This is a genomic window from Streptomyces sp. NPDC107654, from assembly GCF_055639035.1.
Genome location: NZ_JBVKBI010000019.1, coordinates 137,402 through 149,787, shown reverse-complemented (window position 1 = coordinate 149,787; position 12,386 = coordinate 137,402). Strand labels below are relative to the sequence as shown.

Sequence of the window (12,386 nt, the reverse complement as noted above, 5' to 3'; positions counted from 1 at the left end):
ACCCGTTGGAACAGCTCCCACAACTCGTCCGGCACCAAACGCGTAACGATCTCCGCCACGACCGGCAGCCTACTCAGCCAAATGAGATGGCTTCTAAGTGACCTGCCCGGCTCCCGGCACCCCCGCGGGAGCCCCTGCCGGGAGCCACCGGTGAGCCCGGGTACCTCGACAAGTCGTACCGCATGACGGAATATGTATGCCGCAGAGCGGAAAATGGCAGAGGGTGAGGTCGCGTCGGGTGAGGGGGCGGGGCGTGCGGCGGTCGGACGGTGTCCGGTGGTGGCGTCGGAGACGGGGGGCGGCTTTCGCGCGGTCCCTGCTGCGCGGCCCGGCGCAGGTGATGTTCCTGGCGGACGCGCGGACCGGCGTCCTCTTCTGCCTCGCCCTGTGCGCGGCCGGCTGGCGCTACGGCGCCTACGCGCTGGGCGGCGCCGCCCTCGGCACCGGTACCGCCCGACTGCTGCACGTCGCCCCGGACCGGGTCGCGTCGGGTCTGGAGGGCTTCAACTCCTGCCTCCTCGCCCTGTGCCTCGCGGTGTTCCTCGACCCGGACCGGCCGGCCACGGCGTTGCTCGCCGCCGTCGCCTGCACGGTGGCCGCGGTCGTCACGGCGGCCGTGGTCCGCCTGCTGCGCGTGTGGCACCTGCCTCCGCTGACCCTGCCGTACTGCCTGCTGGCGAGCGCGGTCACCGTCGCCGCGCCCGCCTTCCGGCGTGTCTGGCCGCATGGCGGCAGCCTCGCCGCGCTGCCCGGCGCCGCCTCCGGGCCGAGCGAACCCCGACCGGACGAGCTGTGGCGGGCGTTCTTCCGCAACGTGTCCCAGGTGTTCTTCCTCGACGAGTGGTACGTGGGGGCGCTGCTGCTCGCCGGGCTCTTCCTGGCCGGCCGGACGGCCGGGCTGGTGGCCTGCGCCGGAAGCGCGACCGGCCTCCTCACCGCCTGGGCGCTCGGCGCGCCCGCGGCCCGGATCGCCGACGGCACGATGGGTTGCAACGCGGTGCTCGTCGCGCTCGCCCTGTGCGGTGTCTTCCTGACGGCGGCCCCGGCCACGCTGCTGTACGCCCTGCTCGGCGCGGCGACGGCGACCGCCGTGACACCGGCCGTCGCCCATCTGCTCGCCCCGGCCGGCGGCCACGCGTTCACCTGGCCGTTCGTGCTGACGACACTCGGGTTCCTGGCCGCCGCCCGCTCCTTCCCCCGCCTCACCACCCCCACCCCGCCCGAGCCGCCCCCGCCCCGCCCCGGCACACCGGCCCCCGCGGCGTAGGCCCGGCCCGGCCGGCACCGGCGCGGCGCCGGGCACTCAGGAACGGCACGTAGACTCCGCCCCCTGTGGATCCCGTAGGCATCCGCGCTGCTCGGACACGGTGTTTGTTGGATTGTGCCAACTACGCGATCGACCCGGCGCAGGCGCGACCGTTCAGGGGAGTAGGAGATGAGCGACCCGTGGGACGGGCCGGCCGGCCAGGCCACGCGCAGCCCCGGCACACAGGTCCCCCGGCAACGGCGGGCCGAGGCGGGCGGTACGCGTCCACCGGGCGGCCGGGCCGCGAACCGGGCGGCAGCCGGGCGCGGGCGCGGCGGAAGGCGGGGCGGCCGGACCCGCCCGGCGGGACGCGGCAGGCGCCTGCTGAAGCTCGCCGGGATCTGCCTGTCCGTCCTCGTCGTGGTCACCGCCGGTGCCGGCTGGTGGTTCTACCAGCACCTCAACGGCAACATCCACAGCGTCTCGCTGGACGGCAAGGGTGGCACCGAGAAGGCCGACGCCTTCGGCCGCACCCCCATCAACATCCTCGTCATGGGCTCGGACGGCCGCACCAGCGAGACGGACTGCCGACTCGGCGGCGGCTGCGCGGCCGGCGGAGTGCAGACCGGCAGCAACGCGGACGTGCAGATGGTGCTGCACATATCCGCGGACCGCTCCAACGCCACCGTGATGAGCATCCCGCGCGACACCATGACGAAGGTCCCAGCCTGCAAGGACAGCGAGGGCGGGCCGTCCACGTCCGGCTACTACGGCCAGATCAACAGCGCCCTGCAGTACGGACCCGCCTGCCAGGTGGCCACCGTCCACCGGCTCACCGGCATCCCCATCGACCACTTCGTCAAGCTGGACTTCTCCGGCGTGGTGAAGATGTCCGACGCGGTCGGCGGTGTCTCCGTGTGCGTCAGCGACGACGTCTACGACACCTACTCGCACCTGAAGCTGTCCAAGGGCGCCCACACCCTCAAGGGCGTCGCGGCCCTGGAGTTCGTACGCTCCCGGCACGGCTTCGGCGACGGCAGCGACCTCGGCCGCACGATCTCGCAGCACATCTTCCTCAGTGCGATGATCCGCAAGTTCAAGAGCGCGGGCACGCTCACCGACCCCACGGCGGTCTACGACCTCGCCGACGCCGCCACCAAGGCGCTCACCGTGGACGACGGCCTGGGCAGCGTGAAGAAGCTGATCGCGCTGGCGGGTGACGTGGACAAGGTCCCGACCAAGCGGATCACCTTCACCACCATGCAGACGGCACCCGACCCGGACGACGGCGACCGTGTCGTCGTGGGCGAGGGCGCGCGGTCGCTGTTCACCTCGATCGCCGACGACCAGTCCCTGACCACCGGGTCCGGCGGGAAGTCGGCGGCGGCCTCGGCGACCGCGAAGGCGAAGCCCACCGCATCCGCCGTACCGGCGGCGGGGATCGCGGTGACCGTGGAGAACGGCACCACGGTCACCGGCCGTGCCTCGGCCGTTGCCGCCGCCCTCGCCGGCAAGGGCTTCAGCCCCGGCACGACCACGGCCAACGCCCCGAACCCCGCCGCGGCCACCACCCTCATCTACGGCGCCGGCCGGAAGCCCGAGGCGCAGACGGTGGCCAAGGCGCTCGGCCTGCCCTCCTCCCACCTCAAGCAGGGCACCGGCGCCGGACTCGTCCTCGTGATCGGCGGCGACTGGCCCAGCGGAAAGAGCTACCCGGGCGGCACCTCCTCGCCCGCGGCCGCCGACACCAAGGCCGCCGTCGGGGGCGCCCACGCCTCCACCGCCGACCAGGCGAAGACCTGTGCCAAGGTGAGCCCCTACAAGACGGTCACCCTCGACGGCGTCCCCATGACCCCGGCCCAGGCGTACGCGGCGGCGCGGAAGAAGCCCGACTCCGACGCGTGAGCGGTGGCCGCTGTATCAGAGGCTCGACGCCTGAGCGGTGGCCGCCGGATCAGAGCTTGCGCCAGCGCGCGTTGCACCAGGAGAAGAGGCCGAACGCGGCGAGGCCGAGCGCGACCAGGGCGAGCAGCCAGGGGCCGGCCGGGAGGTCCCGGAAGGCGCGCAGGGTGTCGTCCATGCCCCGGGCCTTGCCCGGCTGGTGCCGGACGGCCGCGACGAGGGCGAACACACCGGCCGTCGCGAAGACCACGCCACGGGTGGTGCCGCCGGTCACCCCGAGGGCCTCCACGACCGGCCGGGTCCGGGCGGACATGTCCTGCGTCCGCAGACGCTTGCGGAAGGTCCGCCGCACCGCCCGTACCGCGATCCACACCCCCGCGATCACCACCACGACCCCCGCGAGCCCGAGGATCCACTGGCCCCCGGGCCACTCCAGGACCCGGGCGGTGACGTCGTCGGTGTTGCGGTCCGAGGCACCGCTGCCGCTGCCCCGGTCCCCGGCCGCGTAGGCGAGCACCGAGTAGGAGACGAAACAGTAGAAGCCGAACCGGTACAGGGCAGCCGCCCGGCGGGAGAGCTTCGACCCGTCGGGGCCCGCCGCGCCGAACACCGCCTCCGACAGCCGCCACACCGCCATGCCGGCGAGTGCGATGCCCACGACCCACAGCATCGCCGCCCCGAACGGCTGCCGGGCCAGCTGGCCAAGGGCGCCACCGCGGTCGGCCTGGCTCCCGTCGTTGTCACCGCCGAAGGCGATCCGCAGCGCGATGACCGCCACGAGTACGTAGATCAGCCCCCGGGCCGCGAAGCCCGCCCGGGCCGCCACGGCCATGGCCGTGCTGTCCGCCACCCGTCGTGCCCGGAACCGCCCCCGCAGGGCCCATGACTGTGCATCCATACACCGCCGACTGCCCCCGCACGCCGGTACGACACCTGCTCGCCGGTCACCGCGCGGTTCACCTGAGGGGGATTTCCGTACCTCCGCACGACGACCGGGGCGGGGGTGGGAGGATGGGGCGCCATGACGGCAGGGTGGGGGACGCGTACGGTGCGGGCCGCGGTGTTCGCGGCCGTCTGTGTCGTCCTCGCCGCCCTCGGTCACGTCCTGATGTCCGGTGGTGACGTCCCCGCGTGGGCGCTGGCCGCCGGCCTCGCCGCGACCGGCGGCGCCGGCTGGTGCCTGACCGGCCGCGAACGCGGCCCGGCGCTGATCGTCCCGCTCGTGGTGGCCGCCCAGGCGGTGCTGCACACGGCGTTCTCCCTCGCCCAGGCCCGCTCCGGGAGCGTCGTGCCCCCGCCGCACAGGGGTGTGCGCACGGAGATGCCGATGGACATGGGCGGCATGGACATGGCGCACATGACACACATGGGGCATCCGATGGGGGCCGGGGGCGGCTGGCCGGTGTCCGGGATGGCGGCCGCCCACCTGCTGGCCGCACTCCTCACCGGGCTGTGGCTGGCCCACGGCGAACAGGCCGCCTTCCGCATCCTGCGGGCCGCGGCCGGATGGCTGGCCGCGCCGCTGCGGCTGCTGCTGACCCCGCCCCTCGTCGCCGGCCCCCGGATCCACGCCCGCGCCGGCCGCGTTCGGACCGGGCGCCGATCCTCGGTCTGCTCGTCCACACGATCACCTCACGCGGGCCGCCCGAGGGGACCGCTGTCGTCTTCTGAGGACAGCCGGTGCACCGAGGCCGCCCCTGAGCGCCTCGGTCCACGGCCGTACGTCCGTGGACCGAGGCGCGGCACGTGTGTGCCGGGCGTGCGGACGTGGGGCCGTCCCCCTCTCACCGGACCCGGCGCCCCCAGGCGTACCCGGTATCCGGTCACGGTCGACCCGAGAAGGACACCAGGTGATCACTCCTGTCCTGCCCGCAGCACGGACCGTCCACGACCCGTCGGCGGCCGCCGACGCGTCGGCAACCGCGTGGGCGCTGGCCGCCCGGGGCGGCGACGCCGACGCGGTCGAGCACTTCGTCCGAGCCCTGCACCGCGACGTCCGGCGCTACGTCGCCCACCTCTGCGCCGATCCCCAGGCCGTCGACGACCTGGCGCAGGACACCTTCCTGCGCGCCCTCGGCAGCCTGCACCGCTTCGAGGGCCGCTCCTCGGCGCGCACCTGGCTGCTGGCCATCGCCCGCCGGGCGGTGACGGACAGCTACCGCCACGCCGCCGCGCGGCCCCGCCTGTCCGACGCGGCGGACTGGCAGTTGGTCGCCGAGTCGGCCCAGCCGCGGGGCCTGCCCGGCTTCGACGACGGCGTCGCCCTGCTCGACCTGCTGGCCGGGCTGCCGGACGAGCGCCGGGAGGCGTTCGTGCTGACCCAGCTGCTCGGCCTGCCCTATGCGGAGGCGGCCAAGGTCAGTGCCTGTCCGGTCGGCACAGTCCGCTCCCGGGTGGCCCGCGCCCGGGCGACGCTCATCGGCCTGCTCGGCGCGGCGGAGGAGCCCGCCGCCGCACCGGCCGCCTGAACGGGCGGCTCGGCCGGGGCCGGCGGCGGTGTGCGCCACCGGCCCCACCGTGTCACTGCCCGGAGCGGCCCCGGCCGGTGTCCGGCCTGCGGGCTGCCTGCGGGCATTGCCGCGGGTGTCGGTCGAGTAGCGGGGGGTGAGTGCCGGTCGTCGGTCTGGGTGGGCTGCGTGGGGGGCGTTGCCACGGGTGTCTGCCGAGCAGGGGGGCGGGCGCCGGTCGTCAGTCCGAGTGGGCTGCGCGGGGGCGTGACGGCCGGTGTCTGCCGAGCAGCACGGCGCAGGCGCCGGCCGTCAGCAGCCCGCCGGCGAGGAAGGCGCCCCGCACACCGGCGAGCGGCAGGACCAGTCCGCCGAGCGCGGCTCCCCCCGCGATACCGGCGTTGTAGGCGCCGGAGTTCGCCGCGAGCGCGAGGTCCGTGCGGCCCGGTGCGCAGTGCAGCATCGCGTTCTGCGCGGTCATGAACACCGGCCCGAGCGCACCGCCCGTCAGGACCAGGAACAGCACCGCCGCCACCGGACGGGCACCGGCCGCGTACAGGCCGAGCAGGCCCACGGCCTCGGTGGCCACGGCGGTGGTCAGCGCCGCGTCCGGGAAGCGGTCCAGCAGCACCGCCGTGACGCTCACCCCGGCCAGACACGCGGTGCCGAAGACCGCGAAGAGGACGCTGACCGTGCCCGGCGCGAACCCGCTGACGGTGCCCAGGAACAACACGAGGTAGGTGTATCCCGCGAACGCCCCGGCGGCGGACAGGAACCCCGCCGCCAGCACGGTCGCGAACCGGCGGCCGTCCGGACCGGTCGCGTAGGCGGCGGGCTCCTCGTCCGGCGGCGTGGTCGGCAGCAGGACGGCGATCGTCACCAGGGAGACCAGTCCCAGCACCGCCAGGAGGGCGACCGGTACCGGCCAGCCGCTGTGCCGGCCCAGCCAGGTCCCGGCGGGGACACCGAGCACGAGGGCGAGTGAACCGGCGACCGACAGCGCCCCGACCACGCGCCCGCGCACCCCGGGCGCGAACAGGCCGACCGCCACCGGCCCCATCACGGCCCAGAACAGCGCCTGGGCGAGCGCGGTCAGCAGCCGGGCCGCCAGCAGCAGCCAGTAGGAGGAGGCGAGGGCCGCGACCACACTGGACACCACCAGCGCAGCCAGGAGCCCGGTGAGCACATGCCGACGGGGCACCGGCCGCACGACGCGGGCGAGCGGCAGCGACGCGACGGCCACCGCCAGGCCGTAGCCGGTGACCAGCAGACCGACCGCCGACAGGGACACCCGGAGGCTCCCGGAGATCAGCTCCAGCAGCCCGACCGGCAGGTTCTCCGCGGTGTTGAAGGTGAACGCGGCCAGCATCAGAGCGGCGAGCACCGCGGCCTCGCGCCACGGAACCGGCCGCGTCGTCGCCCCGCGGCCGCTGTCCGGCCCGGTCCACCGCGCCTGCTGCGTGGCACCACCCATGCACCCACCCCACCGGCCCCACCGCTCGCACCGCAACCGAATTGCGGTCCTCGCGGCCGGGGCGCGGCGGGGCGGCCTCGACCCCGTACGTCGGGCTCCGGCCGTCGCGCGCCGGGTGCAAGTGCCACTGAGCGCCAACTGCCCGACCAGGCCTTCCCGTTGACGTTCCGTGCGGTATGGTACGAGCTGTTTGGTTTCATTTTCGGCTGGGGGAGGGTCCATGGCTCAGCAGGAACGAGCCGTACGGACCCGACGTGCTGTTCTGGAGGCCGCCGCGGCCGTCTTCGCGGAGCGCGGTTACGCGGCCGCCACCATCGCGGAGATCCTCAACCGGGCCGGTGTCACCAAGGGTGCCCTGTACTTCCACTTCGACTCCAAGGCGGCCCTCGCCCGGGGCGTGCTCCAGGAGCAGATGAGGACCGAGTACCACCTGCCGCGCGAGCTGAAGCTCCAGGAGTGGGTGGACGCCGGCATGACCCTGGCCAAGCGGCTCCCCCAGGAGCCCATCCTGCTCGCCGGCGTCCGGCTCTCGGCCGATCTCCAGGGCCAGGACGTGCTCGGCGGCGCCTGGCCGGCCTGGGCCCGGCTGACCTCGTGCGTGCTGACGGAGGCCAAGGAGCGCGGCGAGGTGCTCCCGCACGTCGTACCCGAGGAGACCGCCCAGATCTTCCTAGGAGCCTGGATCGGCGTGCAGTTCGTCTCGCAGGCCGTGGCCGGCTGGGCCGACCTGGACGAGCGGATGTCGGGCCTGTACGACCACCTCCTCCCCGCGATCGCCGCCCCGGCCGTCCTCGTCCGTCTGGACACCGCGCCGGACCGCGGCGCCCGCGTGATCGCGGAGGTCCACGAGAAGTCCGCCGCCGTCGCCGGCGTCTCCGGCTGAACCCGACCGGCACGTCCGGCTCCCCTGTACGACCGCCTCCCGCGCGGCGCGCCGGGCTCACCTGTCACCACGAAGCAAACCGCCAGGACGGTTTGAACCGGGTCGCTCACGCCCGGGCGGCGGCCGGGACCAGTCCGGGGGCGAACCGGAAAGAGACCGCCTCCATCAGCGGCCTGCGCTTGGTGTTCTGGAACGCGGCGATGCGCCACTCGCCGTCCGCCTCCCGGACCAGGGTGTACGTCTGGACCTTTCCGAGCCGACGGGGCCGCCCGCCCTTGTACGTGTCGCCGCGCCCGGTGACCACCGCCGTGTCCGGCCCGAGGAAGCGCACGCCGACGACCTCGTCCGCGAGCAGGATGTCCTTGAGGAACGTCGTGAACAACACGCGGTGGCTCTCGGTGATGTCCCGGCGCCCCTGGTAGAGGGTGCCGACGTAGGTGGCGTAGCTGGCGTCCTCGGTGAACAGGCGGCCGTAGGCGTCGGCGTCGTGCCGGTTCCAGGCGGCCACCAGGGCGTCCAGGACGGCGGTGACGGCGGCGGAGTCGTGAGTGGTGGGCATGGCGGAGGTCTCCCGTCTTGGTTAGACTTGTGCAGAATCTTACTGAGAGAAGTATCTGCATACGTGCAGAGATTTGGGAAGGGGTTAATCGTGCCGGATGCCCGGAGCGGTGGGGACGAGGAGCGCGCGATCTTCCGTCAGTACCTGGACGCCGTGGGACTCCACGGTCTGGCCGGCGCGGAGGCCGCGGGCCTGCAGTCCTCGGAGTGGTACGCGCTCAGCCTGATCACCCAGGAGGGCAGCCTCACCTCGGGCGAACTCGCCACCCGCACCGGCCTGACCACCGGTGCCACCACCCGCCTGATCGACCGTCTGGAGCGCGCCGGATACGCGCGCCGGGCCCCCGATCCCACGGACCGCCGTCGCGTGCGCGTCGAACCCGTCCCCGACGCGCTCGCCCGCGTGGAGGAGGTCGTCGGCCCCGCCCGCCGCCGTCTCGCCGAGGTCCTGACGCACTACACGCCCGACCAACGCGCGTTGATCTTCGACTACTTCACCCGGGCGGCCCCCGCGTTCCGCGCCGCGACCGAGGAGATCCGGGCGGCGGCCCCACGCAGACGGACCAGGGCGGCGGGCTGACCCGGACGCGCCCTCGGCGGTCGCCGACCCGGTGCGGGAGCGTGCGCGGTGCCGCCGGGCGGGTCCCGTGGTCCCTTCGACGGCCGGATCCCGCCGGTCCGTTCCGCGCGTACGGCGTGTTCCGGCCGACGTGTCCTGAGCCCGTTGGTCGCTTCCCGGCCACCTCCCTTGTGGCTGCCGGGCGTTGGCGGCCCGTTCACCGTCCGGACCCGGGCTCGTGTGCCTCGTACGGAAATTCACGCCGCGTTCGCGGGTCGGGGCCCGCTGTGGGCGCGTCCGGTGAGCGGACGTGTGTTCGTGGTCACTAGGATGTGAGGCCAAGACAACCATGTGACCGGCCTGTTGGAAGCGGGCCGGTCGGGGTCGCCGATGCCAGGGACCGCTCCCCGGGCTGCGGTGATCTTCCTTCCCAGGAGGACCCTCCGCATGTTCCGACGAATAGGAACCGCCGTCGTCCGTCATCCCGTGTGGACGATCGTGGCGTGGCTGATCGCAGCGGTGGCGATAGTCGCCACCGCTCCGAGCCTGCCCTCCAACAGTGACGAGAGCAGTTTCCTGCCCAAGAGTTACGAGTCAATCAAAGCGGCGGATCTGCAGCAGAAGGCGTTCCCCAGCGCCTTCACCCCGTCCGCGATCGCGCTCTACCAGCGCACCGACGGCGGCAAGCTCACCGCCGCCGACCAGAAGGATGTCGCCCGGATCACCACCGAACTGGGCGCGAAGCACATCGACCAGGTGCAGAAGGTCGTCCCCGGCCAGCCGTCCAAGGACGGCAGGTATGCCCTGACCCTGGTGCAGATGGACAGCAAGAACGCCGGCCAGCCCAAACAGGCCGACGCGGCCAAGGTGTTGCGTGAAGAGGCCAAGAAACTGGCCAAGGGCACCCACCTCGACGTCAAGCTCGGCGGCTCCGCCGCGCAGGCGCTCGACCAACAGGACTCGTCCAAGCGCGGCGAGGCATTGATCGGCATCGGCACCTTCGTCATCATCCTGGTGACCCTGCTGATCATCTTCCGGGCGCCCATCCTCGCCATTCTGCCCCTGCTGCTGATCGGCCTGGTCTCCGCCGTCGCCAACGGGCTGATCGCCTACGCCACCAAGCTGTTCGACCTGGAGGCCAACAGCTCGATCTCGTCCATCCTCATCGTCGTGCTCTTCGGCGTGGGCACGGACTACTTCCTGTTCCTGATATTCCGCTACCGCGAGAGCCTGCGCGCCGGTGACGAACCCAAGCAGGCCATGATCAACGCGGTCGGCCGGGTCGGCGAGGCCATCGCCTCGGCCGCGGGCGCGGTCATCATCGCGTTCCTCGCCCTGGTCCTGTCGACGCTGGGCTTCCTGAAGCAGATGGGCCCGGCGCTCGCCATCGCGGTCGGCGCCACCCTGGTCGCCGGCCTCACGCTGATCCCCGCCGTGGTCTCCCTCATCGGGCCCAAGGTGTTCTGGCCCTCCAAGTCCTGGCAGAAGGAGCCGCAGAACGCCCGCTTCGCCGCCCTCGGCCGGGGCGTCCAGCGCCGCCCGGCGCTGACCGCCCTCGTGTCCGGTCTCATCCTGCTCGCCCTGTCGCTGGGCACCTTCGGCTACAAGGCCACCTTCGACCTGGCGTCCGGCTCCATGCCCAAGACCAAGGAGTCGATGGTCGTCCAGGACGAGATGCAGAAGGCGTACTCGGCGGGCGCCGCGGCACCGACCGACGTCTACCTGCACAGCACCGACGGCAAGCCACTGGACAAGGCCGCCTTCGACGCGTACGCGCGGAAGCTCGGCTCCGTGGACGGCGTCGCCGACGCCCGTATGACCCAGTTGAACAAGGAGGGCACCACCGCCGACTTCACCGTCACGCTCAAGTACGAGGCGTCGACGGACAAGGCGATCGACGCCGTGGGCCGCGTCCGCGACGTCGCGCACTCCGCGGCGCCCGGCGGCACCGAGGCGCTCGTCGGCGGCATGTCCTCGATCTACAAGGACATCAACGCGGCGGTCAACCACGACTACCGGACGGTCTTCCCCGTCGCCGCCATCCTCATCATGCTCATCCTGGGCCTGCTGCTGCGCAGTGTGGTCGCCCCCTGGTACCTGATGGCCTCCGTGGGCCTCGGCTTCGGCGCCACCCTCGGCGCGACCGTGTGGATCTTCCAGGAGGGACAGGGGCACTCGGGCCTGATGTTCATGCTGCCGGTGATCATGTATCTCTTCGTGGTCGCGATCGGCACCGACTACAACATCCTCATGATCGCCCGGCTGCGTGAGGAGGCCCGCGAGGGCCGGGATCCGCGCGAGGCGGCCGGCATGGCGCTCCGGCACGCCGGGCCGACCGTGGCCGCCGCGGGCTTCATCCTCGCGGCGACCTTCGCCACGATGATGCTCGCGGGCAACTCGCTGCTCTCGGAGATGGGCTTCGCCGTCTCCTTCGGCATCGCGGTGGCCGCGTTCGTCATGGCGATGTTCTTCACCCCGAGCCTCACGGCCCTGATCGGCCACGCGGCCTGGTGGCCGGGCCACGGGGACCGGGCGGAGGTGCCGCCCGCCGGGACCGGCACGTCCGGGCCGGTCCTGGACGAAGAGGAGCGGGACGGCACCGCCCACGATCCCGCCGGGCGCCGCGGCTAGCGGCAGCCGGTGTGACCGGTGAGGTCCTGCCGGGCCGTACGGCCCGGCAGGACCTTTTCTCACGGCGGCGGACGCCGCCTGCCCTTCGCGTACGAGGCGGCCCGGGCCGCTCAGCGAGCCGTGTCCGCCAGCCGCCGCAGGGCCTCGACCGCCCGCTCGGCCTGGTCATGGGGCACGAAGAGGTGGTCGTGGTGGAAGCCGGCGACCACGTTGCAGCTCAGACCCTCGTCGGCGAGGACGCGGGCGACGGCCGCGGTCAGCCCGACCGCCTCCAGCGCGGAGTGGACGCGCAGCGTGATCCACCCGGCGACGTAGTCGTACGCCATCCCCGCCGCGTCCGCGTCCGCCTGCGGCACCACGAGGGTGAGGCCCTCCTGCTCGGCGACCGTCACCACCGGGGAGACCCCGGAGGGCACGCCGCCCTCGGCCATGGTGAAGACATAGCGGCCCGGGTTCAGCTCCGGCCGCATCTCGCCGAGCAGGGTGCGCAGATCGGTCTCGCCCATCATGGGTCCCACCCTAGGGGGCCGCGCACGCCCGCCGCCCGGCGGGGATCGGCCGGCTCCCGGCCGGGCGCGCGTGGTGTGCTCGTGTGAGCCCTGGACGCGCCCCCGGCCGCGCGGCAAGACTGCGCTGGCGGCGGACGGAACGCCGGCCTCGTCCGCCCGAGGTTCGTGCGGTCCGTG

Annotated in this window: 10 protein-coding genes and 1 pseudogene; 7 read left to right on the top strand and 4 right to left on the bottom strand. The window is 73.3% G+C overall.

Annotated features, from left to right (window positions below):
* Positions 1-253 precede the first annotated feature (253 nt).
* Together ACZ7N4_RS28650 and ACZ7N4_RS28645 are read left to right on the top strand one after the other, a co-directional pair.
* Positions 254-1,267, top strand: coding sequence for an urea transporter (locus ACZ7N4_RS28650; RefSeq protein WP_471363289.1), 1,014 nt, complete (start codon positions 254-256; stop codon positions 1,265-1,267).
* Positions 1,268-1,435: 168 nt separating this feature from the next.
* Positions 1,436-3,151 (top strand): LCP family protein, encoded by a 1,716-nt coding sequence (locus tag ACZ7N4_RS28645; RefSeq protein ID WP_471363286.1) that lies wholly within the window; start codon positions 1,436-1,438, stop codon positions 3,149-3,151.
* A 49-nt stretch (positions 3,152-3,200) separates the two neighbouring features.
* Here the strand turns inward: ACZ7N4_RS28645 and ACZ7N4_RS28640 are convergent, their stop codons facing one another.
* Positions 3,201-4,046: a DUF1206 domain-containing protein gene (locus tag ACZ7N4_RS28640; RefSeq protein WP_471363282.1), complete on the bottom strand. Its 846-nt coding sequence runs from the start codon at positions 4,044-4,046 to the stop codon at positions 3,201-3,203.
* Between the two features lie 123 nt (positions 4,047-4,169).
* Here ACZ7N4_RS28640 and ACZ7N4_RS28635 point away from each other — a divergent pair.
* Together ACZ7N4_RS28635 and ACZ7N4_RS28630 are read left to right on the top strand one after the other, a co-directional pair.
* A pseudogene (locus ACZ7N4_RS28635) lies at positions 4,170-4,819 on the top strand (hypothetical protein).
* A 179-nt stretch (positions 4,820-4,998) separates the two neighbouring features.
* Entirely contained in the window at positions 4,999-5,616 is a 618-nt protein-coding gene (locus ACZ7N4_RS28630) for a sigma-70 family RNA polymerase sigma factor (RefSeq protein ID WP_471363279.1), read from the top strand.
* A gap of 220 nt (positions 5,617-5,836) precedes the next feature.
* On the opposite strand, the gene ACZ7N4_RS28625 is transcribed toward ACZ7N4_RS28630, so the two are convergent.
* Positions 5,837-6,964 (bottom strand): MFS transporter, encoded by a 1,128-nt coding sequence (locus tag ACZ7N4_RS28625; RefSeq protein WP_471363318.1) that lies wholly within the window; start codon positions 6,962-6,964, stop codon positions 5,837-5,839.
* Between the two features lie 325 nt (positions 6,965-7,289).
* Here ACZ7N4_RS28625 and ACZ7N4_RS28620 point away from each other — a divergent pair, with 325 nt between their 5' ends.
* Positions 7,290-7,952: a ScbR family autoregulator-binding transcription factor gene (locus ACZ7N4_RS28620; RefSeq protein ID WP_471363274.1), complete on the top strand. Its 663-nt coding sequence runs from the start codon at positions 7,290-7,292 to the stop codon at positions 7,950-7,952.
* 106 nt (positions 7,953-8,058) lie between these two features.
* Here the strand turns inward: ACZ7N4_RS28620 and ACZ7N4_RS28615 are convergent, their stop codons facing one another.
* On the bottom strand, positions 8,059-8,511 hold the full coding sequence (locus tag ACZ7N4_RS28615) for an SgcJ/EcaC family oxidoreductase (protein WP_471363271.1): 453 nt from the start codon (positions 8,509-8,511) through the stop codon (positions 8,059-8,061).
* Between the two features lie 90 nt (positions 8,512-8,601).
* Between ACZ7N4_RS28615 and ACZ7N4_RS28610 the strand changes: the two genes are divergently transcribed.
* Together ACZ7N4_RS28610 and ACZ7N4_RS28605 are read left to right on the top strand one after the other, a co-directional pair.
* Complete coding sequence (locus ACZ7N4_RS28610) at positions 8,602-9,090, top strand: MarR family winged helix-turn-helix transcriptional regulator (RefSeq protein WP_471363265.1); 489 nt, start codon at positions 8,602-8,604, stop codon at positions 9,088-9,090.
* A 426-nt stretch (positions 9,091-9,516) separates the two neighbouring features.
* Positions 9,517-11,700, top strand: a complete 2,184-nt coding sequence (locus tag ACZ7N4_RS28605) for an MMPL family transporter (RefSeq protein ID WP_471363262.1) — start codon at positions 9,517-9,519, stop codon at positions 11,698-11,700.
* Between the two features lie 110 nt (positions 11,701-11,810).
* On the opposite strand, the gene ACZ7N4_RS28600 is transcribed toward ACZ7N4_RS28605, so the two are convergent.
* Complete coding sequence (locus tag ACZ7N4_RS28600) at positions 11,811-12,209, bottom strand: ACT domain-containing protein (RefSeq protein ID WP_471363257.1); 399 nt, start codon at positions 12,207-12,209, stop codon at positions 11,811-11,813.
* Positions 12,210-12,386: the final 177 nt, after the last annotated feature.

Coding starts and splice junctions, on each gene's coding strand:
- ACZ7N4_RS28615 (WP_471363271.1), bottom strand. CDS start 8,511: ATGCCCACCACTCACGACTCCGCCGCCGTCACCGCCGTCCTGGACGCC.
- ACZ7N4_RS28600 (WP_471363257.1), bottom strand. CDS start 12,209: ATGATGGGCGAGACCGATCTGCGCACCCTGCTCGGCGAGATGCGGCCG.
- ACZ7N4_RS28620 (WP_471363274.1), top strand. CDS start 7,290: ATGGCTCAGCAGGAACGAGCCGTACGGACCCGACGTGCTGTTCTGGAG.
- ACZ7N4_RS28645 (WP_471363286.1), top strand. CDS start 1,436: ATGAGCGACCCGTGGGACGGGCCGGCCGGCCAGGCCACGCGCAGCCCC.
- ACZ7N4_RS28640 (WP_471363282.1), bottom strand. CDS start 4,046: ATGGATGCACAGTCATGGGCCCTGCGGGGGCGGTTCCGGGCACGACGG.
- ACZ7N4_RS28625 (WP_471363318.1), bottom strand. CDS start 6,964: ATGCTGGCCGCGTTCACCTTCAACACCGCGGAGAACCTGCCGGTCGGG.
- ACZ7N4_RS28605 (WP_471363262.1), top strand. CDS start 9,517: ATGTTCCGACGAATAGGAACCGCCGTCGTCCGTCATCCCGTGTGGACG.